This is a genomic window from Hydrogenimonas cancrithermarum (genome assembly GCF_030296055.1).
Classification (GTDB): domain Bacteria; phylum Campylobacterota; class Campylobacteria; order Campylobacterales; family Hydrogenimonadaceae; genus Hydrogenimonas; species Hydrogenimonas cancrithermarum.
In genome coordinates this window covers 1322449-1347500 of sequence record NZ_AP027370.1, presented here as the reverse complement: position 1 = coordinate 1347500, position 25052 = coordinate 1322449, and the positions used below count along the sequence as shown (strand labels likewise).

General features: G+C 50.4%; 27 protein-coding genes (1 of these 27 running past the window's edge). 21 read left to right on the top strand and 6 right to left on the bottom strand.

Annotation, left to right across the window (positions count from 1 at the left end):
• On the top strand, positions 1-1374 hold the 3' portion of the coding sequence (locus tag QUD54_RS06920; RefSeq protein ID WP_286336032.1) for a DUF3373 family protein. Its footprint begins 171 nt before the window's first position; the window shows 1374 of its 1545 coding nt (coding positions 172-1545); its start codon lies beyond the left edge, outside the window; its stop codon occupies positions 1372-1374.
• A gap of 85 nt (positions 1375-1459) precedes the next feature.
• Here the strand turns inward: QUD54_RS06920 and QUD54_RS06915 are convergent, their stop codons facing one another.
• From QUD54_RS06915 to QUD54_RS06905, 3 genes are read right to left on the bottom strand one after another with little or no spacing between them, the layout of a single operon-like run.
• Positions 1460-2485, bottom strand: a complete 1026-nt coding sequence (locus QUD54_RS06915) for an Mrp/NBP35 family ATP-binding protein (protein ID WP_286336031.1) — start codon at positions 2483-2485, stop codon at positions 1460-1462.
• Positions 2478-2855, bottom strand: a complete 378-nt coding sequence (locus tag QUD54_RS06910) for a hypothetical protein (RefSeq protein WP_286336030.1) — start codon at positions 2853-2855, stop codon at positions 2478-2480. Before QUD54_RS06910 ends, QUD54_RS06915 begins: the two co-directional genes overlap by 8 nt.
• The gene (locus QUD54_RS06905; protein WP_286336029.1) at positions 2852-3424 is read right to left on the bottom strand and encodes a hypothetical protein; all 573 of its coding nucleotides are present in this window, start codon (positions 3422-3424) and stop codon (positions 2852-2854) included. The genes QUD54_RS06910 and QUD54_RS06905 overlap by 4 nt, the downstream gene beginning before the upstream one ends.
• Before the next feature lie 332 nt (positions 3425-3756).
• On the opposite strand from QUD54_RS06905, the gene QUD54_RS06900 reads away from it, so the two are divergent.
• From QUD54_RS06900 to QUD54_RS06870, 7 genes are all read left to right on the top strand, one after another.
• Positions 3757-4836: a sulfurtransferase gene (locus QUD54_RS06900; protein WP_286336028.1), complete on the top strand. Its 1080-nt coding sequence runs from the start codon at positions 3757-3759 to the stop codon at positions 4834-4836.
• Between the two features lie 13 nt (positions 4837-4849).
• Positions 4850-7741, top strand: a complete 2892-nt coding sequence (locus tag QUD54_RS06895) for a molybdopterin-dependent oxidoreductase (protein ID WP_286336027.1) — start codon at positions 4850-4852, stop codon at positions 7739-7741.
• 139 nt (positions 7742-7880) lie between these two features.
• Positions 7881-8981 (top strand): 4Fe-4S dicluster domain-containing protein, encoded by a 1101-nt coding sequence (locus QUD54_RS06890; RefSeq protein WP_286336026.1) that lies wholly within the window; start codon positions 7881-7883, stop codon positions 8979-8981.
• On the top strand, positions 8974-10170 hold the full coding sequence (locus QUD54_RS06885) for an ethylbenzene dehydrogenase-related protein (RefSeq protein ID WP_286336025.1): 1197 nt from the start codon (positions 8974-8976) through the stop codon (positions 10168-10170). Before QUD54_RS06890 ends, QUD54_RS06885 begins: the two co-directional genes overlap by 8 nt.
• On the top strand, positions 10167-10577 hold the full coding sequence (locus QUD54_RS06880) for a hypothetical protein (protein WP_286336024.1): 411 nt from the start codon (positions 10167-10169) through the stop codon (positions 10575-10577). Before QUD54_RS06885 ends, QUD54_RS06880 begins: the two co-directional genes overlap by 4 nt.
• Before the next feature lie 132 nt (positions 10578-10709).
• The gene (locus QUD54_RS06875) at positions 10710-11285 is read left to right on the top strand and encodes a TorD/DmsD family molecular chaperone (protein ID WP_286336023.1); all 576 of its coding nucleotides are present in this window, start codon (positions 10710-10712) and stop codon (positions 11283-11285) included.
• A complete protein-coding gene (locus QUD54_RS06870) occupies positions 11278-12357 on the top strand; it encodes a 4Fe-4S binding protein (protein ID WP_286336022.1) in 1080 nt (359 codons plus the stop codon). The genes QUD54_RS06875 and QUD54_RS06870 overlap by 8 nt, the downstream gene beginning before the upstream one ends.
• A 57-nt stretch (positions 12358-12414) precedes the next feature.
• Here QUD54_RS06870 and QUD54_RS06865 read toward each other — a convergent pair whose 3' ends face one another.
• From QUD54_RS06865 to moaC, 3 genes are read right to left on the bottom strand one after another with little or no spacing between them, the layout of a single operon-like run.
• Positions 12415-13521, bottom strand: a complete 1107-nt coding sequence (locus QUD54_RS06865; protein WP_286336021.1) for a DUF6781 family protein — start codon at positions 13519-13521, stop codon at positions 12415-12417.
• A gap of 8 nt (positions 13522-13529) precedes the next feature.
• Positions 13530-13799, bottom strand: a complete 270-nt coding sequence (locus tag QUD54_RS06860) for an HP0495 family protein (RefSeq protein ID WP_286336020.1) — start codon at positions 13797-13799, stop codon at positions 13530-13532.
• Complete coding sequence (gene moaC, locus QUD54_RS06855) at positions 13774-14250, bottom strand: cyclic pyranopterin monophosphate synthase MoaC (protein WP_286338022.1); 477 nt, start codon at positions 14248-14250, stop codon at positions 13774-13776. The genes QUD54_RS06860 and moaC overlap by 26 nt, the downstream gene beginning before the upstream one ends.
• A 202-nt stretch (positions 14251-14452) precedes the next feature.
• On the opposite strand from moaC, the gene QUD54_RS06850 reads away from it, so the two are divergent.
• From QUD54_RS06850 to QUD54_RS06790, 13 genes are all read left to right on the top strand, one after another.
• Complete coding sequence (locus QUD54_RS06850) at positions 14453-15133, top strand: recombinase family protein (RefSeq protein ID WP_286336019.1); 681 nt, start codon at positions 14453-14455, stop codon at positions 15131-15133.
• Positions 15133-16596: a cytochrome c oxidase accessory protein CcoG gene (ccoG, locus tag QUD54_RS06845; protein ID WP_286336018.1), complete on the top strand. Its 1464-nt coding sequence runs from the start codon at positions 15133-15135 to the stop codon at positions 16594-16596. Before QUD54_RS06850 ends, ccoG begins: the two co-directional genes overlap by 1 nt.
• A 4-nt stretch (positions 16597-16600) precedes the next feature.
• A complete protein-coding gene (locus QUD54_RS06840; RefSeq protein WP_286335976.1) occupies positions 16601-16951 on the top strand; it encodes a NifB/NifX family molybdenum-iron cluster-binding protein in 351 nt (116 codons plus the stop codon).
• Between the two features lie 15 nt (positions 16952-16966).
• Positions 16967-18151 carry an NAD(P)/FAD-dependent oxidoreductase gene (locus QUD54_RS06835; RefSeq protein WP_286335975.1) on the top strand — a complete coding sequence of 395 codons (1185 nt, stop codon included), beginning with the start codon at positions 16967-16969 and terminating at the stop codon, positions 18149-18151.
• A gap of 65 nt (positions 18152-18216) precedes the next feature.
• Positions 18217-18996 (top strand): TOBE domain-containing protein, encoded by a 780-nt coding sequence (locus tag QUD54_RS06830; RefSeq protein ID WP_286335974.1) that lies wholly within the window; start codon positions 18217-18219, stop codon positions 18994-18996.
• A gap of 150 nt (positions 18997-19146) precedes the next feature.
• Positions 19147-19575 (top strand): TOBE domain-containing protein, encoded by a 429-nt coding sequence (locus tag QUD54_RS06825; RefSeq protein WP_286335973.1) that lies wholly within the window; start codon positions 19147-19149, stop codon positions 19573-19575.
• Positions 19576-19579: 4 nt separating this feature from the next.
• Positions 19580-20329 (top strand): molybdate ABC transporter substrate-binding protein, encoded by a 750-nt coding sequence (gene modA, locus QUD54_RS06820; protein WP_286335972.1) that lies wholly within the window; start codon positions 19580-19582, stop codon positions 20327-20329.
• Positions 20326-20730: a TOBE domain-containing protein gene (locus tag QUD54_RS06815; RefSeq protein ID WP_286335971.1), complete on the top strand. Its 405-nt coding sequence runs from the start codon at positions 20326-20328 to the stop codon at positions 20728-20730. Before modA ends, QUD54_RS06815 begins: the two co-directional genes overlap by 4 nt.
• A complete protein-coding gene (gene modB / locus QUD54_RS06810) occupies positions 20730-21404 on the top strand; it encodes a molybdate ABC transporter permease subunit (RefSeq protein ID WP_286335970.1) in 675 nt (224 codons plus the stop codon). The genes QUD54_RS06815 and modB overlap by 1 nt, the downstream gene beginning before the upstream one ends.
• Before the next feature lie 2 nt (positions 21405-21406).
• Complete coding sequence (locus tag QUD54_RS06805) at positions 21407-22306, top strand: sulfate/molybdate ABC transporter ATP-binding protein (RefSeq protein WP_286335969.1); 900 nt, start codon at positions 21407-21409, stop codon at positions 22304-22306.
• 83 nt (positions 22307-22389) lie between these two features.
• Positions 22390-22782 (top strand): DUF6858 family protein, encoded by a 393-nt coding sequence (locus QUD54_RS06800; RefSeq protein WP_286335968.1) that lies wholly within the window; start codon positions 22390-22392, stop codon positions 22780-22782.
• Between the two features lie 139 nt (positions 22783-22921).
• Positions 22922-24544 carry a cation:proton antiporter gene (locus QUD54_RS06795; protein WP_286335967.1) on the top strand — a complete coding sequence of 541 codons (1623 nt, stop codon included), beginning with the start codon at positions 22922-22924 and terminating at the stop codon, positions 24542-24544.
• Between the two features lies 1 nt (position 24545).
• Entirely contained in the window at positions 24546-25016 is a 471-nt protein-coding gene (locus QUD54_RS06790) for a DUF420 domain-containing protein (RefSeq protein ID WP_286335966.1), read from the top strand.
• Positions 25017-25052: the final 36 nt, after the last annotated feature.

Below are 25052 nucleotides of genomic sequence, written 5' to 3'. Positions count from 1 at the left end.
CAGCTCAAAGCCGCTGCATTGAATGATAACATTAAGTGGAATGTCGATTTTAGGACGGCATACGATGTCATCGGATATAAATATGCAGATGGCGCGTCTGACTGGAATCAAATTTTTACAAACAGACTATGGCTTGGAATGGGATATGCACCTACTAGCAATCTTACGTTCAAGGGTACATTAAGTTATTACAAAATGTATGGACAGCTTCCCGATCCTAAAATGGGCTTCAACTATTTTGATTGGGTTGTGAATGAAACACCAAATGATGGACAATTGAGAGTTAAAGAGGCTTATTGGCTCTATTTTGGTGATGATTTTTTTGGTGCGAATATTCCCTGGACAGCGAGTTTTGGACGACGACCCGCTACTGATGGTCTTTTGGCTAATTATCGAGAGGATCAAAATCCAAAATCTCCGATTGGCCATATTATCAACACGGAATTTGATGGAGCTAGTTTCAAATTTGACTTGAGTAACGTTACTGATGTTCCAGGTATGTATTTCAAGCTTTGTATGGGCAGGGGAATGACCAATGCAACTTCACGTTACAGTGGTATCGTTTCGAATGGAGATGGAACATATTCAGTTAATCCAAATGCAACAGACTACAGTAAACTTGACCAAGTAAGCAATACGGATCTTTTTGGATTTATTTTCGTACCGTATGATGATGGACAATATTCTGTACATACAACGGCATTCAAAGCGTGGAATCTGCCCGGAATGGAAACTGTTGCAGTTGATGTATCAAGTGGGCAACCTGTGCCAACGACCTATGCATTCATGCAAACTGGGGATTTGTATGGTGCGGCGATCAGCTTTATTGCAAATGGTATTGGAGATGGTATCAGCGATATGCTCGATGAATCTATTTTCTTTGTAAGTTTTGCAGCTAGTAAAACCATGCCAAGCAATGATCCATATCAAGTTGCGATTTATAATGGAAGTACTTCTGTTGGAACTCAGCCAGCTCAGATGGATATGCTTGGAAGCAACGACAATAAAACGGGAACGTCATGGTATGCAGGTGCCAACTGGCCCTGCCAGCTGATCGACGATGCACGTGTCGGGGTAGAGTACAACCACGGCAGCAAATACTGGAGAAGCTTCACCTATGCGGAAGACACGCTCGCAGGAAGTAAACTGGCGGCGCGAGGCGACGCATATGAAATCTGGTTTAACAAAGATTTGATTGGAAAAAACCTGACAGCTCAAATCAGGTATACATATATAGATTATAAATATACTGGAAGCAATGGGTTCTTTGCGCAGGGAGGCACACCTTTGACAATGGATGAAGCTCAGGCATACGGTATGAATCCGGTAGACAAGGCGCAAGATATTCGAATGTACGTCCGTTACCGCTACTAATCAGGCAAAAGCTTCGGCTTTTGTTTGATCCCTCTTCTGCGCCCTTGAAAGGGCGCATGCTTCTGCTTGGAAATAAAAAATCTGTTTATAAAATCTGTTTGAGAAGATTATCCGCGATATTTTTGTAGTAGCCCTTCTGGCGCTTGTCACCCATCGCGACCGGCGGGATGCCTTCGTCGGAGAATTCACGGATCTGCATATCGAGCGGAATTTTTCCCAAAAACGGGATGTCGTACTTTTTGGCTGTCGCTTCGCCGCCGCCTTTCCCGAAGATATCGTAGCGTTTTTTCGTATCGGGTGCGATGAAGAAGCTCATGTTTTCGACGAGTCCTCCAATGGGGACCTTGATATCTTTGAACATCATGATGGCGCGGCTGACATCGTCGAGTGCGACCGGCTGCGGTGTGGTGACGATGACGCCGGCGGTGATGGGGAGCTCCTGTGCCATCGTCAGCTGGATGTCACCTGTGCCCGGGGGCATATCGATGACCAGAAAGTCGAGTTCGCCCCAGTCGACATCTTCGAGAAACTGAATGAGCGCACTGACGGCGACGGAGCTTCGCCACACCAGCGGGGTATCGGAAGAAGGGGTCGTCAGCCCGACACTCATGATTTTGATGCCGAAGTTTTCACTCGGTATGATTTTATAATTATCGTTCCACTGCAGCTTTTCATCGGCAGTCTGTGTCATGCGGGGGACATTCGGTCCGTAGACGTCGGCATCCAGAAGTCCCACTTTGAACCCTTTTTGTGCCAGTGCAACCGAAAGGTTGACCGAAACGGTGCTTTTGCCGACACCGCCTTTGCCGCTCGTGACGGCGATGATACGTTTGGCGTAGGGCGCGCGGTTGTTCGGGTTTGCGGTATCGCCGTAGTTCATGGACTTTTTCTGCATCATCGCTTTGCGTCTGACTTCGACGTTTCCGTTGAAGAGATCGCTCAAACGTGACTCGAGCACCTGGTAGGCTTCATCGTTTTGCATCGAGAGGGTGACGACGGGTTTGCCGTTCTCTTCTGCCACCTCCTCGACGACCTTCAGGTCCACGATCGATTTGTCGAGGCCCGGATATCGGACTTTTCCAAGCTCTTCGAGAATCGTCTCCTTATTCATAAGGGTTGCTCCTCATCTCTCTTTGCAAAAGAAGTGCCGTCGAACGCGCTTTCTGGATCCACTTCTGGACCAGTGGAGCAGCGGCCGGAAAATTTTGCGCGAGGTCGTTGTAGATTTTCGCACGTTCCTGCAGCAGTTGGATGAATCCCTGCATCATCTCTGGTTTCATGTCGTTTTCATGGGCATGTTTCATAATCTGTTTCAAAAGAGCCAGACGCTCTTTCATCGGCAGGTCGAGGCCCAAACTCTTTCCGACCTTGACGATATCGGCACTGGTAATATAAACGCCGGAGTAGAAAACAGCCATTAAATGGCGTTCAACGCCCTCGTAAGCCGGTGGGAGAACATTTTCATGCTGTCTTTGCTTCATGCATTCTTCCTTTTGCCAAGATTGACTTCGGCAGCCTTGGCGACATTTTCATCTACATCTTTCATGAGGCGCTCAAGGAGATCCAGCGGGGCATTGGGGTTTTCCGCCACACGCATGCGTACCATTTTGTCGGAGTCGTCGGCAAGTATTTTCAGTAGTTTCGCCGGCGTATTGGGATTGCCCGAGAGACCGTCGCGGACGATTTTTTCGTCACTGAAGAGTGTTTGCAACACCATGGCTGGAGTATTGGGGTTGGTTGCAACGAGGGCACGGACAAGGTTGACTTCATCTTTTGCGAGCTTTTCGAGAACATGCACCGGTGTATGCGGGTTTTTTGCAACGGCCCAGCGGCTTCCCATGTCTTCCACTTCAGATAACTTGATCAGAAGCTCTTCCATGATTGGGCTTTTTTCTCTCTCCCTCTCATAGACCGATGTGCGCAGACTGAGATTCATCGCAACCTGTCCGACGACCTGCATGTCGTTGCAGAACATTTCAAACAGTGTTTTGACCTCTTCCAGGGGAAGGGTTTTGTCCTCCAGTTTTTCGATCGCTTGCTCTTTTTCCATAATAATAAGCTCTTTTGTTTCGGATTTGAAGTTATGGTAGCAAAAAGGGTGTAGGGAGTCAACTCCGAGAGGTCATTAATATGGTACTATCAATAGGGATTTGACAATTGAAGGATGCTGCGTCTTCTCAATCAGTTAAATTGCAAATCGAATTCATGATTACTGGATAAACTGCTTCTTGGGGTAATCAATTGCCACTCAGGTGTCAATGAATTTTATATTCCGATACTTTTTAAGTTGCATTAAGATAGTAGTTTCTATAATGAGTTGTTATCGGAAACCCCGAGAAATAGGCGTATTAAACGCTATAAACTATAACATAAGGAGTGGTAATGAAGCAGTGGCTCAAGACGCTTTGCTTTGCGGGTCTCTTTTCTGCCTCAGCATTGTTGGCGGCAGACAAGATTACGATTCAGCCCGAAGATGCGATCAAGCTTATCGGGAAGCCGGGTTACGTTTTTGTAAGCGGCGACAGTGAAACGGCATTTGAGGGCGGACACATCAAAGGTTCACGCAATATGTATGCCCACCATTTGCACCATGCGGATATCATGGGAAATCTTCATTGTGAACCGTTGTATCAGTGCCCCGACCATGCGGAACACTATATTAGCGGAAAAGGAATCAAAAACAGCGATACGATTATCGCGTACGATAACTGGAGAGGGCCGAACGCCACAGGTGTCTACAGCTTTTTCAAGTCGTTCGGACATGAAAAAGTGTATGTGCTAGACGGCGGCCAGGACGGCATCAAGGCACTCGATCCGAATCAGAAAATATACGACCGTCTCAAAGGCGAAAAGAGGAAACTCAAAAAAGCATACAAAAAGGCCAAAAAAGTCGGCGACAAGTCGAAAATGGCGGAGCTCAAAGCGAAGCTGAAAGAGTTGAAGGCTCAGATGAAGCAGGTCGAGAAAAAACTTCTCGTTCAGCGAGGAAAAGAGAAACACTTCAAACATACCCACTACAAAATTGACCACAACAAGATGAAGCCTGAATTGCTTGCAACGACTGAAGAGGTCTACAAGGCGATGAAGGACATTCTTAAAAACGGTGATAAAAGCAAATATGTAATTGTTGATGCAAGAAGTATGACGGAGATCATCGGTGAGCGCAAGATGGACAATGTCGCACGTGGCGGACATATCCCGGGTTCCAAGCTTATCGAGTGGAAAAATGTGACCGATTTTGATCGGAAGAAGAGTTTTCGTACGAAAACTGCACTGAAAAAGATGTTCGAAAAATACGGCATTACACCGGACAAGACCGTCTATGCCTACTGCCAGGTCGGTGCGGGACGCGGTTCCGAGATCATTACGGCACTCGAGTTGCTGGGTTATAAAAATGTCAAAGTCTATTCGGGTGCATGGGATACCTGGGGCAACAACATGAATCTGCCGATTCGACGTTAAGGGAGAGAATAATATGATGAATGAAAAACGACGAGATTTTCTTAAATTTTCAGGGGTGACGGCAGCGCTTGTTGCGTCACAAGGAAGTCTGTTTGCGAAAACCGGTGTCATCAAAGTCGAAAATGGAAAAAAGAACTATCCGAACACGACCTACACGGAAGAGATGTACCGCAACGAATTCAGCTTTACACGCGGTAAAAAGGAAGATACCGGTTTTGCTTATCACTGTGTCAACTGCCAGGGCAACTGTGCATGGGAAGTCTGGTCACATAACGGTGTCGTCACGCGGGAAAACCAGTCGGCACGATATCCTTCGATCAACGCAAAGATTCCCGACTTCAACCCGCGTGGATGCAACAAGGGTGTCCAGCACTCTCAGATTATGTATGAAAAGGATCGTATCCTCTACCCGATGAAGCGTGTCGGAGAGCGTGGAGAGGGTAAATGGAAGCGTATTAGTTGGGATGAGGCTGCGACGGAAGTTGCAGAAAAAATCTTCGATGTCATGACCGATCCAAACCGCGGTCCCGACAAACTGATGGTCCATGCTGGTACAGGGCTTCTGACCGAAGGCCGCCGTGGTGCACCACTTCGCTTCTCGACGCAGTTGGGTGCTGTACGTATCTACCCGGCTTCTTACCTGGGCGACATGTTTTCGGGTGCGGCAGTTGCCTACGGTGAAGGCAATGTCGGCGGAACCTATGACTTCATGTACAATGTCGACACGTCGATCTTTTGGGGGGGTAACCCATCGGTTTCCCGTATTCCCGATGCACACTTCGTATGGGAAGGCAAGTACAATGGTGCGAAAGTCGTCATTATCACGCCGGAGTTCAACGCTTCTGCGAAATCGGCCGATCTATGGATTCCCGTTAAAGCGGGCAGCGACAACATTCTTGCGATGAGCGTCATCAATGTCATTTTGAACGAGAAACTCTACAAGCCTGGCTTTATGAAGATCTTTACCGATCTTCCATTTCTCGTGCGTCTTGACAACCAGAAGCTTTTGCGCCGCTCCGATATGGAACATGCGAAGAATGCGGAAGAGGAAGAGAAATTCGAAGAAGAGTTCTACGCGATGAACGCGAAGACAGGGGAGCCGGTCTTGATGCCGGGTACCGAGGGAAGTGAACACCATACACTTCGTCTGGAAGAGTTTGGCATCGATCCTGAGCTCGAAGGTGTCTGGACTGTCAAAACACGTGACGGCGAAGTGAAAGTGACAACTGTCTTTGAGATGCTGAAAAAGTCGGCTGCGGAGTTTGCACCGGAAAAAACGCAGAAAATTACAGGTGTTCACCCCGATATCGTCCGTGAACTTGCACACGATATCGCGAAGCCGAAAGTCGTTACTATTACGACAGGTTTCTCACTCAACAAATATTTCAATGGTATGATGACAATCTGGAATATTGCATCGATCTGTGGTCTTACGGGGCGCATGGGACCCTACGGCGGTCTCAATACCGAGAATGAATTCAGTCTTAGCGGCCTGGGTGCGCTTAGTGGATTCGGTGGCAAATACAAGCCGCGTTTCGGTTCGGGTTTCGTAGGCGAGTTTGTCTTTGGCGATGGTATGAAAACTTTCAAAGAGTATTTCAGTGATGAAGATGTACGTCGAGCGCAAAATGGTCTGAGCAAGGACGACTATATCGAGATCGTCGAAAGTCTATTGAAACAGGGCGAAAACAATAAAGCGAACCTCGAATCTCATCACGGCAACGTAGTGAAACCATGGTGGCAACCCGAGGTGGCACTGATCGTCGCGGATTCGAAATTCCGACGGAACAAGGGTAGCCAGTACCGAGAAGCGTTCCTGAAAAAGACCAAATTTTTCGCCTACGTCGACTTCCGGATGTCCGAAGCGGCGGTCTACGCCGATATCCTACTGCCGGCGAAATCACACTATGAGGTTTATGATCTGCGTACGAGTCCGGGATATCACCGCTTTACGAACCTCGCACAGCCCATTGCCAACATGAAACCGGTGGGTGAGGCGAAGGATGAATGGAGTATGTTCGCACTACTGGCTAAAAAGCTCGAAGAGGTGGCCAATCGTCCCGAGAATAGAGAGAAAGCGAAAGTGCCTGACAATAAAGCTTATGCAAGAGAAGGATATCGGGATCTGCTCAATTTCTACAAAGAGTACACCAATACAGACGAAGAGTCGGAAGCGGCAGCGGAACCCTATCTGGGTACCGACAAGTTGGCCGTACAAGCAGCTTTGGAGAAGTGTGAGCAGTATGAGCCCTGGACGATGGAGAAAATGTACAAAGCGGGGGGCTTCCTGCAGCTGAATGAAAAGGCAGGAAAACTTTCGCCACTCTATGCTGATAGACCGTATTTTACCTGGGAGAATACTTTATATAAATTTGAGCGTCTTGAGACACTGACGGGCCGCCAGACTTTCTATGTGGATCACGAAATGTTCATCAAGTTGGGCGCGGCAACCAATACCGGCATGGAAGGCATCAGGCCTCAGGGCAAAAAATATCCTTTCGTCCTGATGACGCCTCATGCACGCTGGTCAATTCACTCCAACTACAAGCAAAGTCGCATCCTGCAACGCTTGCAACGAGGGGTCCCTTATATCCAAGTTAACCGACTGGTGGCTGAGAAGAAAGGGATTAATGACGGCGATACGATCCGCATTTTTAACTCTATTGGAGAGTTCTACGCGATGGCGAAAGTCTCCAGTTCCTGTCCACCGGATGGCCTGGTGATGGAACACGGCTGGGAGCCCTATATGTACAAATTCAAAAAAGGTCACAACGAAGTTGTTCCGACGGCTCTCAATCTGCTGGAGATGGCCGACGGATGGGGCCACCTGAAATTCGGAGGCCTTTGGGATGGTAACCAATATGCGTACGATGGTGCTATCGATTTCGAAAAGGCCAATGTTTAATAATACGGCGATTGGAGCGAAGCCCCAATCACCTGCGTGACGCTGAGTTCTCCTCAGCGCAGTTACGCGCAGTTGAACCGTGCTTGTTTTTGCTTTGCACAATGCAATGTGATGCGACATAGAATAAGGAGAATGATAAATGTCTAAACGACAATTAGCAATGGTAATGGATTTGAACAAATGTATCGGATGCCAGACCTGTACTGTTGCATGTAAAACGCAGTGGACCAACCGAAATGGCCGCGAATACATGTACTGGAACAATGTCGAAACGTACCCTGGTACGGGGTATCCGAAGAACTGGATGGAGCTGGGTGGAGGATTTGACGCAGCCGGCGATCTTCAGGCAGGTGTTGTCCCCAACATCGAAGCAGACTACGGTGTGCCATGGGATTATAATCATGACGAACTGCAGTTCGGAGAACAGCTTAAACCCAACGTCGATCCGACATGGGGACCGAACTGGGACGAAGACGAAGGTACGGGTAACTTCCCGAGCGACAACTACTTCTTCTACATTCCGCGTATCTGTAACCACTGTACGAATCCGGGATGTCTGAGTGCCTGTCCGCGCGATGCGATTTTCAAGCGTGATCAGGACGGTGTCGTTCTTGTCGATCTCGACCGCTGTCAGGGCTACCGCTACTGCATCGCGGGTTGTCCCTACAAAAAGATCTACTTCAACCCGAAAATCAGCAAGAGCGAGAAGTGTATTCTCTGTTTCCCGCGTGTCGAAAAGGGCCTTCCTCCGGCGTGTGCGCAGCAGTGTGTCGGACGTATCCGCTTCGTCGGATTCCTGGATGACGAAGAGGGACAGGTTTACAAATTGGTCCACAAATACAAAGTGGCTCTGCCGCTTCGCAGTGACTACGGTACGCAGCCGAACGTCTACTATGTTCCGCCGACCGAAGCGCCGCCGAAGTTCGACGCCGAAGGCCGCGTGATCGAGGGAAGCAACCGTGTTCCGATTGAAGAGCTCGAAAAACTTTTCGGCAAAGAGGTGCATCAGGCGATGAAGACGCTTCGCGAAGAGAAAGAGAAACGCAAAAAGACCGGTGAGAGCGAGTTGATGGATATCCTGATTGCGTATCAGCACTCTGAGATGTTCCGACTCGATCAGGACTATTACCAAAGTATCGCGAAGAAGCAGGGACTCTCCCTCGCTCCGATCGACAACCGCTATATGCAGGGTAAAAATACCGAGAACAAATATAAGTTTAAGGTGGTGGAATATGAATAAGCTTACAACAGCATTGCTGGCCTCTTCACTTGTCGCTTCGGCGGCATTTGCTGAAGATGCCGTTTTGGCACAAAAGACCGATCGTGACGTCACGCAACTGACACCGACTTCCAAAGCGTGGGAGTATGTCAAGGCGACGACGATTCATCTCTATCCGCAGACGACGGTAACGATGAACGACAAGAAAGCGAATGCGGTCAATAAAGATGCAAAAGCCAAAGAGGCGCGCGTCAAAGCGATTTATGACAACAAAAACATCGCGTTCTTGCTTGAGTGGCCGGATGGCACGAAGAGTGTCCAAAAAGGGTACCGCTCCGACGTTTACGGTGACGGATTTGCGGTACAGCTTCCGGTCAATTACAAAGATCCGAAGAAACTCCCTTATATCGGTATGGGAAGCGACGGACGTCCTGTCGTCATTCACCTGCAAAAAGCGGTCGAAGCGGTTTACGAGCCAAACGGCAACGGCAATGTCGGTGACCAGCAGGTGGTTTTGAACAAAAATATGTTCGGTGATGAGGTCAAAGCGTATGAGGCGAAAGTCGCCAAACTCGCGGTCAGAGATTATCAGCGCTCTTTTATCTCCGAAGGGTTTCGATCGATGACGGAGATCAAAGACGGAAGTGAAAAGTTCAGTGCCGATATGAGCTACGGCAACAAGGCCTGGAAAGGTACCGTTGTCCGACCTCTTAAGGATGCCTATCTCAGTCTCAAAGGCGGCTTTCCTGTTGCATTCGCAGCATGGGACGGGGCCAAGATGAATCGTGACGGATTGAAGCTTCTTTCAACGTGGATTCCGGTCAAGCTGGTCGGCCAGAGTGGTGGAGAGAAACTGGTATCGGAGCTGAGTGCACCCGTCAAAGGCGATGCCGAAAACGGTAAAAACCTCGTGATGCAAAACGGCTGTATGGGCTGCCACTATATTCCGGGCATGAGTGAGCCTGGCTATATGGCTCCGGGTCTTGCAAATATTGGCGGCTATTCGACTGCGGCCTATCTGCGTGAATCGATGGTTGATCCGAATGCCGTCGTTGTCCCGGGATATAACCGAAACGCGCATCCGAATACGCCGTGGTACAATGAGGTAGATGGCAAGCGCCAGTCTACAATGCCTCCATATCCACTTGACGATAAGAGTCTGGACGATATGGTCGCTTATCTGAAAACCCTCAAAGCGGAGGTGAAATGATGAAAAAACTGGCTGCAATGCTACTCGGTATGATGCTGGCGGTCGCCGCATCTGCGAGCAGTGAAGGATTTGAAAAGAAAGGCTTTCTGACGACCAAATGGTGTGTAGAAAACGATATGTTCAAAGATTGCCGTCTCGAAACCGCGGTTTGCGGTTACGAAGGCTGCAATCAAAGCTGGGAATTTGGTGACCCGATCAAAGAAGAGATGGTACTCTATGTCCATGATGACGGAAAGTACTACAAAGTCGATCTCGGTCATCTCGAGCGCAGTGAGCTCGATGAGGCGATGAACAGGAACGAAGTTACGCTGACAGGGACATACGATGCCAAAAACAACGTGATTCACGTCAGAGAGTTCAAAGCTCCGCCGCCACCGAAAAAGTCTTTTTTCAAAGGTTGTCTTTAAGATTTTCGCCCTTTTGGGCGAAAATCGATGATGGATTTTGAATGATGGATTTTGGATTAGGTTCTGAAATTCAATATTGAGTATCCACATTTCTGCTATTATTTTTCCACCGATAACCTCAAGGGATTTTTTATGGATGATAAAACAAGACTCTATATTTACGCATTTTTGTCGCGTATTTTTACGGAAGAGCTCGATGACAAGGCGTTGAGAGATCTGTCTGAAAACGAGGCGTTGCTCGAGACGATAGGAGAAGAGGCACTGGCATGGTTCAGGGCCAACGACTTCGAAACGCTCAAAGAAGAGCTCAATATCGACTACAACTCGCTTTTTGGGATCAACAATCATCCGATCGAGTCGGCCGTCATGGACAGTAAAAACGAAATTCTCGTCGGACTGCAAAACCCCGTCATGCAGTTCTATTTCAGCCATGGATATGAGCTCAATCTCGAGAGTTCGAAGCTCTATGTCCCCGATCATGCCGGCATCGAGTTCGGTTTTATGCAGAGTATGATCAGCGGCAACGACAAGGCCACGCAGGCGGAGTTTTTGCACAAACACCTTCTACAGTGGATCGTTCCGTTTCTCGTTGCCGTCAAGCCGATGGCGGAGACTCCGTTTTATCGGGATTTGTGTGACTTCACCGTCGAGTTTCTTCTCTCGGATTATTCGGCTTTGATCGAAGAGGTAGGAGAGGTGGATGCGTAACGAGAGTCTGACAGCAGGAGATCTTTTCAAGTTCGACTATTTCAAATGCCTTCGCAGCGAGTTCGCGAAGAACGAATGCCGTATCTGTATCGATCTCTGCCCCGAAGGGGCGATGGTTTTTGACCGCACCAAACTGACACTCGATACCGAGGTGTGCACGGCCTGTGCCGCTTGCGTGGGAAGCTGCCCCACGGAAGCGCTGATAAGTGAAACCTTTGATCCGAATCGCTTTGCTCTCGAGTTTTCGCAACAGAAAAATCCCAAAATTTCGTGTAAAGAGAATGTCCCGTGTCTCGCGGCGCTATCGAGTGAACATCTGATTACAATAGCACTGAGAAAAGAGGGTGAAATCTTCTGTGATCTGGCCCATTGCGAGGGATGCTCCATCAACAGGGATAATCGCATCCTGGAAACGATCGAGACGATGATAGACGAGGCAGAAAGGTTTTTGCAAATATTCGAAAGCGAGAAACGTATCGAAAGAGTACGCGAACTTCCGGATGATGCGCCTGAAACCGGGCGTCGCGGGCTCTTGAAAAAACTGGTCAATGTCGCCAACGAGGTCAACGAAGAGACGACGATGACCGAACTGATGAATCTCAGTGGCGAAAAACAGCCGTTGAAACGGATTCTTTTGAAAAACTCTCTCAAAATGGCGGCAGAGAAGTTCTCGGAAGAGACAACGGTTGAAGCCGATTTTTCGTTTGTCGTCAACAAGACGATCGATGCGCAGACCTGTACCAACTGTCAGGAGTGTGCGATGTTCTGTCCTACTGAAGCGCTCTCGATCCTGCAGGACAATACCGGTATCATTTTCCAGATGGGCAAATGTATCGCCTGCTCCATCTGCGATGATGTCTGCCAGCCCGGCTCCATCCATAGCGACAAAACATTCGATCTGGTGACATTTACTTTCGACAGAATGCAGCTGCTCGTCAAGCATACGCTGGAAATCTGTGAAGAGTGCAAGGTGGCATTTCCTTATCGCGGCGGGGAGAGAGTGTGTGACCGGTGTAAAGATTTCCGTGCCAACCATGGTGACCTCTTTACGATGGCCAGGGATATGGAGTAATTTTTAAATGAGAAGTGAGAAGTGAGAAGTGAGAAGGTGGGGAGCGCTATGCTCCTTTTACTTCTCGATTCTGTTTTTGTAAGCTTCTGCCATTTCGACGGCTTTTTTCCACGCTTTTGTTCCCAGCTTTTTCGCTTCGTTGGTCAGCTGCTCTTTGAGTTCCGCTCCTTTGGTTGCCGCTTCTTTGGCGAGGAGCGTCAATTTTTTCTTCGCGACTTCGATCGTTTCGTTGCTGATACGTTTCAATTCGGCGAACTGGTCACCGACGACACCGGCGCTTTCATTCAGGATTTCTCGTATAAAGGGGGTACTCTTCGCGGCCACATCGTCGATAATCTCTTTGTAGAGTTCGTCACTGCGTGAAAGCATTTTGATCAGCTCCTCCCAGTTGACGATATGGCCCGCTTTGATCTCTTCGGGTGCGAAGTTGAGCTGCTCTTTGAGTTGCTTGACTGTCGTAATGAGTGCGTCGTTGATACCGTAGACGGTTCCGTGAATGATCTCTTTCGCTTTTGTGGGTGTCGCTTCGGCGAGTTCGGATGCCTTCATCAGAATCGTTGTGAGGATGGCATGCACACGTGCCGCACTGAGCAGCCCTTCGCTTAGCGCTTTGTGCGTGATTTGGCGGATCACTTCGCGGATTGCGCTTTCGATCTCTTCAGCCTCCTCGAGTGCCGCAATGAGTGCCGCTTCGACCGTTTCGTTCAAAATTCCGAGCCCTTCGACATGTTCGAGTTCGGTATTTTCCAGTGCCTCTTCCCATTGCCGGCGCTTGGATGGTTCGAGTTTCTCGGCGGCACGCTCGATTCCGATGAAGAGTCCACGCAGGGAGCGTTGAAGCTCTTCCTCCTCCGTGCTGAGGTGCCTTCGCAGACGGTCGATTTCGATGATGAGGTGTTCGATCTCCTTCTCTTTCGGTTTTTGAACCGTATCGATAAGGATTTCGAAGGCGTATTGCAAAAGTGCTTCATCCGTTTTTTCCAAAGCAGCCAGTTCTTCATAGAGTGCCGCTGCGATCTGTTCACTGAGGTTTTGTGCCGACATGCCCGGATGCAGATGAACCGCGGCTTCGATCGCTTTTTTTATTCCCTCTTTTATGGCCTTGTCTTTCTCTTGTCCCGAAGCAAGGGCTTTGTCGCAGTAGGCTCTGATTTCAAGTTCCATATCGATCCTTACAAGACCATTTTGAGGTCGTCATGTTTTTTGAGCTGATGGAAAATTTCCGTTCGGTCGTCTTCGTTGTGCACCAGCGTTTTGAGCTCGTAGCTGTGGTAATTTCCTTTGTTCGATGTTTTGGAGAATGTGCAAGCGTGCGGACGTCCTCCCATCACCGATTTGACGGCCTCCTCGATTTTCGCTTTCTCTTCGCCGATCACTTTGTATTTCCATTCACAGGGGTATTCGATTTCGACCTTTTTATCCATGTCGTTGATAACTTCCACTTTTCCCTCCTTCTTTGGATTCGAGTCGGATATTGATGATTTCCATACCCTTGTCGATCGCCTTGACCATATCGTAGATGGTCAGAAGGCCGATACCGACACCTGTGAGCGCCTCCATCTCTACACCCGTTTTTCCGCTCAGTTTCGCCGTCACGGTCAGTTTGAATCCGGGCAGATCGGAGAGTTCCTCGACATCACAGTCGATTCCCGTCAGAAGAAGCGGATGGCACATGGGTATCAGTTCGGGTGTCTTTTTGGTTCCCATGATGGCGGCGACGACTGCAGTCTGTAGTACGGGCCCCTTTTTCGCCGTGTTGTGGACAACGGCATCATAGGCTTCTTTGCTCATTTTTATCATGCCGCTTGCCACGGCAATTCGTTTCGTCGGCTCTTTGGCGCCTACATCGACCATTTTGGGACGATCGTTTTCATCAAGATGTGTCAGATTGATATCCACTGCTTTGCATCCTTTTTATTTTTAGGGCATCTCTGAAAACCCTGTAAAGGCTTTTATTTTAGCATAAAATTTTCAGGATATGACGAAAATATTGAAAGAGTGACGTAAATATACAATAGAGTGACGATTTAATAAAAATTTAATTGACTTTAATCGTCATTATGAGGTACTATTATGAAAAATATATGGGAGGCTTATGACATACGCATATCTCAGACAGATACCGGGTACGAAAAATCTGACGCTGCAGCAGAAAGATGTGATTGGTTACGCCTTGGGACAGGGACTTGAGATCGATAAAGAAGTTGTCGAGCATTCCAGTAAAAACCGTCCGATCGAAGAGCGTAAACAGTTCGAAGAGTTTATGCATTCGATGGAAGAGGGAGACAATCTCATCGTCGACGAAATATGGACGCTCAGCAACAGGATCGATGAACTTATCAAGATACTGTGCTGTACGATGAGTCGGAAAATCAATCTTTTTGTAGCGAGTCAGGGGGTGTTGATTACCAAAGAGACACCCATTGGGCAGGTGATGCCGCTCTTGAACGAATTGCGCGAGGAGTCCCAGGAGAAAAGAGGCGGTGTCGGACGGCCGAAGGGGAGCAAATCCCGATCGAAATTCGATGCCCTTCAGCCGAAAATCCTACAGATGCTCAAAGAGGGGCAGAGTGTGAGTGCGATCGCAAGAGAACTCGGTGTCAGCCGCAGTTCGCTGAAAGACTATATCGAATCACGTTCGCTGAAAGAGCTTGTCGACAATACGTTCGTAGAGATAGGCAAACCTTTGCAAACGGACATTATCAGCGATGAAATGCTGATCTGTCCGTTTGAACAGAAAAAACAAAACAAAACAAAACAAAAAGGAGTCAACTGATGCAAGCAACTACCGGTGCCGCCGCACCAAAAAAGAGAAACAGAGCCAAAGAGTACCTGAAGAACTGGGTACCGTACCGAATAAAGCGGTACTGGCTCTTCGGTATCGTAACGATCGTTGCACTCGTGCTGCCGTTCATCAAGATCAACGGCAACCACTTTTTCCTGCTGAACTTCGACCACAAGCAGCTCCATTTTCTGTTCGTGCGCTTCGATATGCAGGAGCTCTACCTGATGCCGTTTCTGTTGATGTTGCTGTTTTTGGGGATATTTTTCATGACGACGCTCGGAGGACGCGTCTGGTGCGGATGGGCGTGCCCGCAGACGATTTTCCGCGTCATCTACCGTGACCTGTTCGAGACGAAACTGCTGCACCTGCGTAAACGTATCACGAACAAACAGCAAGAGCCCGACTGGTCCAAACCGGAGAACAAGGCGAAAGAGGCGATCGCGATCGGGTTGTGGTCCGTGCTGGCCCTCATTGCGGCCGCGGACTTCGTCTGGTACTTCGTTCCGCCGGAGGATTTTTTCCAGTATATCCAGAACCCCGGTGAGCACCCCGTGCTCATCGGCTTCTGGATCGGTATCGCGCTGTTTCTGATCGTCGATGTGGTGTGGCTTAAAGAGAATTTCTGTGTCTATATCTGCCCCTACAGCAGGGTGCAGTCGGTCATGTACGACGACGATACGATCATGGCGATCTACAATGTGCACCGCGGAGGGCATATCTACGACCATGAGGGGCAGGATGCGAAAAAGCTGGTTCACAACGTCAAAGAGCTGCATGAAAGAGAGCCCGAGGCGGAGTGTACGGCTTGTGAAAGCTGCGTGAAGGTCTGCCCGACCCATATCGATATCCGCCAGGGGATGCAGCTTGAATGTATCAACTGCCTCGAATGTGTCGACGCCTGTACCAAAGTGATGGGCGCACTGGGTAAACCGAGCCTCGTGGTGTGGAGTTCCCCGAGAGAGATCGAACAGGGTGAAAAGACCCACTACATACGGCCGCGGACGATCGCGTACGCCGTGGCCCTGACGATCGTCTTCGTCGCGCTGCTGGTGATGGGGACCAAAAAAGAGCATATGCTGCTCAATATCAACAAGACGGCACAACTCTACCGGTTCACCCATGACGGAAGGATCGTCAACGACTATACGTTCCTCTTCCAGAATACGGATAGCAAAGAGCACACGTACTACTTCGAAGTGGAGGGACACCCGGAGATCAAGATCGTCAAGCCGAGTAAGCCGTTCAAACTGGCGGCAGGCAAGAAAGCGAAAAAGATCGTACAGCTGGAGGCGACCAAGCCGCTGGCGAAAGATACGCGAAAAGATACGCCGATTCCGATCACGATCAAAGCCTATGCGGTGGACGATCCCGAAAAGATCGTCGTCGAACGCCATACAGTCTTCGTCTATCCCCGTTGGGACATCGCGCAAAAACATTTGAAAAAGGCGGAGTAGCCTCATGGTCGCGATGCCGGTAAAGATGAACAGAGAGGATCCGCCGCTGACCACGGTTTTCGGGAAGGCGAAGTGGTTTGTCTTCGCCGATGGAAACGGAAAGGTCGTGATTCGTGAAAACCCCTTCGCGGGTGCCGGGCCGAAGACGGTTGCCTGGCTTATCGAAAATGGTGTCAAAGAGATCGTCACCCCTCATATCGGGGGCAATCCATTCATGTTTCTGAAGGATGCGGGTGTCCGCCTCTACTACCCGGGAGAGGGGCGCATCCTCGTTTCGGAAGCCCTTGATAAATTGAAAAACGATGAACTTGAAGAGATTACGATCGAAAATGTCATGCGGTTTACGCATCACTGACAAAGGAGAAGTGCGATGAAAAAGGTTTTGATTCTTGGTGGAGGATTCGCTGGTGTGGAAGCGGCGATTTTTCTTCGCAAAAAAGGGTATTCGGTGACTCTGATTTCCGATAGGGACTATTTCTACATCTATCCCACATCGATCTGGATCCCAACGGGTGAAGCGGAGTTCGAAGATATCTGCGTTCCGCTCAAAGATCTGCAGGAGGCTCATGGATTCGAGTTGATCATCGATGAGGTGAAGGAGATCCACTCCAAAGAGCGGCGTGTTGTCTGCGCCAACGGCGAATACCGCTGCGAGTATCTCGTTATCGCAATCGGTAGCGGCAAAGTGAAACACGAAGGGAGCGAGCATTTCCTCTCGATCTGCGGTAAACCCGAAGAGTCGCTCGAAATCAAGGAGCGTATCGATGCGTTGATAGAAAAAGGGGGTGGAAAGATCGCGATGGGATTTGGCGGCAATCCGAAAGATCCGAGCAACGTGCGGGGCGGTCCGGCATTCGAAGTGCTTTTCAATGTCCATAACGAATTGAAAAAGAAAGGGATTCGGGACAAGTTCGAGCTGACTTTTTTTGCACCGATGGAAAAACCGGGTGCGCGGATGGGGCCGCAGGCTCTCAAAATGATGGATCTGTTTTTCAACAAACTCAATATTCATAAACATTTTGGCAAAAAGATCAAGCGTTTCGAAGCGGACGGTATCGTTTTCGAAGACGATAGCAAACTCGAGAGCGATTTTACGATGTTCATTCCCGCGGGCGACGGCCATCCCGTTTTCAGAAACTCCGATCTGCCGCTCAACGAAGCGGGGCTGATCAAAGTCAACGACTATTGTGAAGTGATGCATGACTACGATGAGACACCGGAAAAATACAATGTCTTCGCCATTGGTGACTCGGTCGCGCTCGATGGTCCGGACTGGCGTGCGAAACAGGGGCATATCGCCGAAGTGATGGCGCGCAATGTCGCGTTCAACATCGATGCGATCGCAAAGGGGAGCGAAGAGCGTAAAGGGTATCTCGATCATCTCAATATACTTTGCGTCATGGACAGTGGGGACGGTGCCGCGTTTGTTTACCGCGACAACAAGGGTGGCAAAATGATTCCGATGCCCGTGATCGGCCACTGGCTGAAAAAAGGGTGGGGCTGGTACTGCCGCAACTCCAAACTGGGCAAAATTCCGCGTATCCCCGGAATGTAACTCTTTTTGATCGAAGGCTCCGCGCACGTGGGGCTTTTGAAGGGTTGCAAGGCTATAATGACCCCATGAAAATCAAAAGCAACCTCTGGTTCGAAAACGAACAAAAGGCTTTTTTCGGAAAAGGGCGCATCGAACTTCTCGAGCAGATCGACCGCTATGGGTCGATTTCCAAAGCGGCCAAAGCGATGAAAATGAGCTATAAAGCCGCATGGGATGCCGTCAACGAGATGAACAATCTCAGTGCGGAGCCGATCGTTGTCCGAGAAACCGGCGGTAAAGGGGGCGGCGGTACGCGTCTAACCGCCAAGGGGCACGAGTATATCCGTATGTACAAAGAGATCTCCACACTGCAGCAAAAGCTCTTCGACTTGCTCGGTGAACAAGGAGACGCCCTTGAAAACCTTCTGTCATTCGGACGCCGTTTGACCCTGCAGACCAGTGCGCGCAATCAATACCACGGCACGGTAACTTCAATGAAGAGTTCCGCCGTGACGTGTGAAGTCGAATTGACGCTTGGCGGAAAAGAGACCATCTATGCCTCAATCACCCATAAAAGCGCCAAAGCCATGGGAATCGACGTCGGCACAGATTTATTCGCGCTCATTAAAAGCAACTGGGTGCTTCTGGCGACCGAACCGCCGACACTCAGTGCCAGAAATTGCCTGAAGGGCACCATCGTCAGCATCCAAAACGACGGTCTGCTTTCCGAAGTCACACTCCAGCTTCAAGGCGACAATACCATTACCGCCGTCATTACCTCCGAATCGCTCAATGAACTGAAGTTTTGCGAAGGCGATACAGCCTACGCCGTCTTTCAATCCTCACACGTGCTTTTGGCGCGCTGAAACAGATGGCTTTAAGCGAAAATTATGTAGCAGATTATTACAATTTCGTTGTATATATTTAAATATAACGATCGATGGTTCCATTTTTTCAGGGGCTCTTTTATGCATCTGCAACTTCGACCGAACTACCTTTTCTAAAAGGAGTGTTCCATGAAAATCAGCGCGAGAAATGCGTTCAAATGCACCGTGACCGGCCTGAAACGGGGCGCGGTCAACACTGAAGTCGAAATGGCGCTCGAGAATGGAACGCCCCTGTGTGCCATCATCACCGATGAAAGCGCGGAATCTCTCGGGCTCGCCCCCGGCAAACCATGCCTGGCGATCTTGAAAGCGTCGTGGATTATGCTGGCCGAACCGTCCGTCCGTTCGATCAGCGCGCGCAACAAAATCTGCGGGACCGTCAGTGCCGTCAAAGAGGGGGCAGTCAATACCGAGGTGATCTTGCAAACAGCCAACGGCGACGTCATCAGCGTAATCGTGACCCGCGAATCGGCTTTGGCCATGAAGATCGAGGGCGGCAGCGAAGTTTGTGCCGTATTTAAAGCCGGCAGCGTCATTCTGGCAACCGACAAGGAGTGATATCATGAAAAAGAGTCTGTTGCTATTTTTGGTTTCACTGGCCGCCATGGGTGCCGTCGCCGAAGAGATCACCGTTGCCACGGCGGCCAACGTCCAGTTCGCCATGGCCGAACTGCAAAAAACATTCGAGAAAGAGACCGGGATTACGGTCCGTACCGTCATCTCCTCTTCGGGGAAACTGACCGCACAGATCAAAAGCGGCGCGCCTTTCGACCTCTTTTTGTCCGCCAATATGAAGTATCCCGAGTACCTGCGTAAACATGGGTTCGCCGTCACCGAACCCAGGGTCTACGCTTACGGTTCACTGGTCATCTGGACGCTCAAACCGATCGATACGAAAGCGGGTCTGAAATCTTTGACGAATCCTGCGGCCGAACGCATCGCCATCCCCAACCCCAAAAACGCCCCCTACGGCATTCAGGCACTCAAAGCGATGCAGAATGCAGGTGTTTACGATGCAGTCAAATCCAAACTGATCTATGCGGAGAGCGTATCGCAGACCAATCAGTACATCGTCTCCAAAGCCGCCGATATCGGTATGACGGCCAAATCGGTCGTGCTTTCGCCCAAGGTGGCAGGCAAAGGTAGCTTTGTCGATGTCGATCCCGCACTCTACTCCCCGATCCAGCAGGGCGTCGTGATCCTCAAGCACGGCGAGAAAAACCATCCCAACGCCGTCCGGGCCTTTTACGACTTTCTTTTCAGCCCACAAGGCAGAAAAATTTTCAAAACATACGGCTATATCACACCATGAACCGCTTGAAAGGCAGCGTCACCGCGATACAATGTTCAGGCGAACTTTCACAGGTGGATATCGCATGCGGCAACACGGGTTTGACGGCGTTTATGCTCGGGAAACCCAACGAAAATCCGGGTGTGGCGGTCGGCAGCGATGTCTGGGTGCTTTTCAAGGAGAGCGAAGTGGCGCTCGCCAAAGGTTTCAGCGGGGCCTTGAGTCTTCGTAACCGTTTTGAGGGTCGTATCGGAAAGATCGTCCTCGGCGATCTGCTGGCGGAGGTGACGCTGGCTTACGCGGGCGATACGATCGTTTCGATCATCAGCCGCCGCGCCTGTGAAGCGATGGAACTGAAAGTCGGTGACCGCGTCACGGCGCTGGTCAAAGCCAACGAAATAACGCTGATGGAGAGTGATTGATGGATGCACAGTTTTGGACGACGATGGCGTTGACGTTCAAGCTTGCCGTCGTCACGACGATCATTCTGCTCTTTATCGGCGTGCCGCTCGCCTATTTTCTCGCCTCGACCCGCTCACGATTCAAGCCGATCATCGAAACCGTCGTCAGTATGCCGCTGGTTCTGCCGCCGACGGTACTGGGTTTTTATCTACTAGTGGCGTTCAGCAGCGAACACGCCTTTGGAAAATTCTGCGAAGAGGTGCTGGGTTTTCGTCTCCCCTTCACTTTCGAGGGACTAGTGCTCGGTTCGGCTATTTTCAGTCTTCCCTTTATGGTGCACCCGATCCAGGCGGGCCTGCAGAATCTGCCCAAATCGCTCACCGAAGCGGCGCAGATGCTCGGCAAATCCCGCACGTCCATCCTCTTTCGCGTGCTGCTGCCCAATATCAAACCCTCGCTATTGACGGGCATCGTCATCACCTTCGCCCACACGGTCGGAGAATTCGGCGTGGTCTTGATGATCGGCGGCAACATCCCCGGCGAAACGCGCGTCGCCTCCATCGCCATCTACGACGAAGTCGAGGCACTCAACTACGATATCGCCAACCACTACGCACTGATCCTCTTTGCAGTCACCTTTTCGATTCTGCTGGTGGTCTATCTCGTGAACCGTTCGTTCATGCAAAAGATGTAACGATGATAGAACTTGCACTCAAAAAAAAGCTGCTCTCTACCGAAGGAGAGCTGGAGCTCAGCATTAAGACAACCATCGAGAATGGCGAGTTCGTCGCTTTTTTCGGTGAGTCCGGAGCCGGAAAGACGACGGTACTGCGGATGATCGCAGGGCTCGAAACACCCGATGCCGGCCGCATCGTCGTGGACGGCGAAACATGGTTCGACAGTCGAAAAAAGATCGACCTGCCGCCCGCAAAACGCAAAATAGGATTCGTTTTTCAAGATTACGCGCTCTTCCCCAATATGACGGTCGCGGAGAATCTTCGCTTTGCCTTGCAAAAAGGGGAGAATCCCGTGATTGTCGATGAGCTTATCGAAACGATTGGGTTGCGTGAGCTCGCCGATCGCCTCCCCTCACAGCTCTCCGGCGGCCAGCAGCAGCGTGTTGCGGTGGCGCGTGCACTGGTGCGCCGCCCCCGCCTGCTTCTGCTCGACGAACCGCTCTCGGCACTCGATCATGCGATGCGTATCAGACTCCAGGACGAGCTTGCCGAGATCCATAAGCGGTTCAAACTGACAACGATCCTTGTGAGTCATGATCCGAGCGAAATCTTCCGCCTCTGCGGGAGCGTTTATCGCCTCGAGCGCGGAGAGATAAAAGAGGTGGGCACCCCTTCGGAGGTCTTTGTCAAAGAGCGCATCAGCAGCAGCTTCAAATTCGTTGGTGAAGTGCTCGCCATCGAACCGTGCGAAATGGTCTATCTGCTGACCGTTGCCGTCGGAACGCAGATCGTCAAAATCATGGCTACAGAGCGTGAACGCGAAGGACTGCGTATCGGCAGCCGGATCCAGATCGTCTCCAAAGCCTTCCACCCGATGATTTTCAGGGCGGAAACAGCCAAAGGCAATTCTGAAGATTAAAAAACGAACTTATGACAATTATTTTCTTTGAATATAGATAAGGATAGAATAAACTCCCCAAAATCAAATAGAAGGAGCTACCAGTGACCCAGAAAGTATTCAAAGAGAAGTATCCGATTTTCGAACTGATCATCGACAAAGAGGAGACGACATGCAAAACGGTCGATGATGTGATCGACTACTTCAAAGCGAAAATCGAGGAGCATCCGGTTGCGGCTTACATCGCGACATTCGATCACTATGCCCATACCAGCGGTTTGGCCGAAGGCGAGATCAACGAAAAGATCAAAGGGGCGAAAAACATTGTCTTCTGCTTTGGCAAGGAGCTTCCGACGCCGGAAGTGATGGCTGTGCGCCCGCGTTCCATCGGCGTCAGCGATATGGGTGACAAATTTGTCGTCATCTTCATGGAAGCGCCCAATCCGCAGGCGAACAATGCGATGGAATCATGGGCGAAAGCACTCAAAAACGCCTGATCCGTTCTCCAAAATTTTTTCGACTCCTCTTTTTCGGTCCGCTTGTTTTCGGCGGACTGAACGACCTTTTGCATACCCTTTTGCGCCACCTTTGATATAATCGATCAAAAGAGTGATATCCTCAGCAAAAAGGCGTGTCGTGACCTATCTACCGATCATTCTCGCGGGCATCTTTTTTTCGGTGGCCATCAACTCTCTTTTGAAACGCGTGGGTATCCCCACTGTCATCGGCTATATCGCGACGGGTATCGCAATCTCTGCGGTATTCGCTCTTCATCATGACCATTATCATGAACTTAGCGAGATCGCCGAATTCGGCATCGTCTTTTTGATGTTCACGATCGGGCTGGAGTTTTCGTTCCGCCAGCTTGTGGCGATGCGCAAAGAGGTGATGCTCTACGGTTCGCTTCAGATGGGTTTCAGTGCTCTGCTCTTTGGGCTGGCGGCCCATCTTTTCGGTATGGCTGCCGAGGGTGCGATCATTACGGGATTGGCGCTTGGGCTCTCTTCCACGGCGATCGTTCTGAAGGCACTGAACGAAAGCGGCGATGTGCAGACCCCGTATGGCCGCAAAGCGGTCGGGATTCTCATTTTTCAGGATCTGGCCGTTATCCCGATCTTGTTGACGGTGACGATCTTCTCCTCCGAAAACAGCGATATCTTCGCGATGCTCAAAACCATCCTGCTCGATGCGGTGGTCGTGGGGATCATCATCTACCTGGTCGGGAAGTATATGATCGAATGGCTGCTCGGGTGGGTGACGCGGGCCAATTCGTCGGAAATTTTCCTGGGCACGGTACTCTTTCTCGTGGTCGGATCGGCGGAGCTGGCACATCTGTTCGGGTTCACCTATTCGCTTGGCGCTTTTTTGGCGGGGATGATGCTGGCGGAGACACACTACAAGTACCAGATCGAAGCGGAACTGGTGCCGTTTCGTGATCTGCTTCTGGGACTCTTTTTCGTTACGGTCGGTATGCAGATCGATCTGCAGGAGGTCGCACACAGCATCGTCACAATTTTTCTGGTGGCACTTGTCGTCATGGTCGTGAAATTCGGGGTCATTTTTCTTTTCATGCGCTTTTTCACACGCCCCCGTGTCGCGCTCAAAACGGCGCTGGCACTGGCACAGGTAGGCGAATTCGCCCTGGCGGTCTTCGCCCTGGCGCAGGCGAATCGGCTCATCGGCAATACACAGACGCAGATCCTGCTCAGTGCCGTCGTGATTTCGATGATCCTCTCCGTCTTCATTCTGAGCCGTGTCCGTGACATTGCGGACAGGTTCATCCCCGAACCGGAACCGGAGATCGTCAAGGTTGAATCGACGGGATTTTCCGACCATGTCATCGTCTGCGGGTTCGGACCGTTGGGGCGGAAGGTGGCGGTGGAACTGAAGCGCCAGGGGGTGACCTACCTGATTCTCGAGCATGACATTCAGAGAATGGAGTGGGGACGGAAGATGGGCGAACCGATCTTCTTCGCCAATGCTGCGAACGAAGAGGTTCTCAAACATTTCGACGTGGGACGTGCGAGCGCCGTGATCGTCGCCGTCGACCATATCCGGCATCTGCGTCTTATCTGCGAAGCGCTGATGCAGGTCGCGCCACATGCAAATGTCGTTGTCAAGGTGCACTGCGAAGAGGAAGCCGAGATGATTCGTGATTTGAATATCGACCATATCCTTGTCGAAAGCAGGGAGATGGCGAGGCTGCTCGTTGCCGAAGCGATGCGGTGCCGGCTCGGCATCGCGCAGCCGAAGAGTTGAGATGTTCGAAACGGGATTTTTCGGTACCGCTGCACCGTTTTACATGGATTTGGCGACACTCTATTTTACACTGCTTCCGTTGCTGATGGGCGGTGCTGTCATGCTTGCGGTCCGACGGCGGTTGCGTCTGCATGCCCATATGCAGACAGCACTGTTCGCAGCGACAATGGCGATGGTGCTCTTTTTCGAAGTGGGCGTGCGCATCGATGGCGGATATCGATACTACATCGCCCGGACATCGATACCCGAAACGGCCATGGCACTTTACATGGTCGTCCATGTCACCGTTGCACTGGTTGCCGTTGTCGCGTGGGGTTACTTGGTGATCCGTTCGCTCAAAACGTTTCGACAGCGGCAGCCGATGTTCGCTGCCCATAGACGTATCGGCCGGTGGGTTTTTGTCGGCATGGCCCTTACATCGCTGATGGGGCTTGGCGTCTACTGGCTGCTTTTTGTGCAAGGCGTCTCTTAGTGGCGGTTTGTTAAAATAACCCAACTACTTTATGGC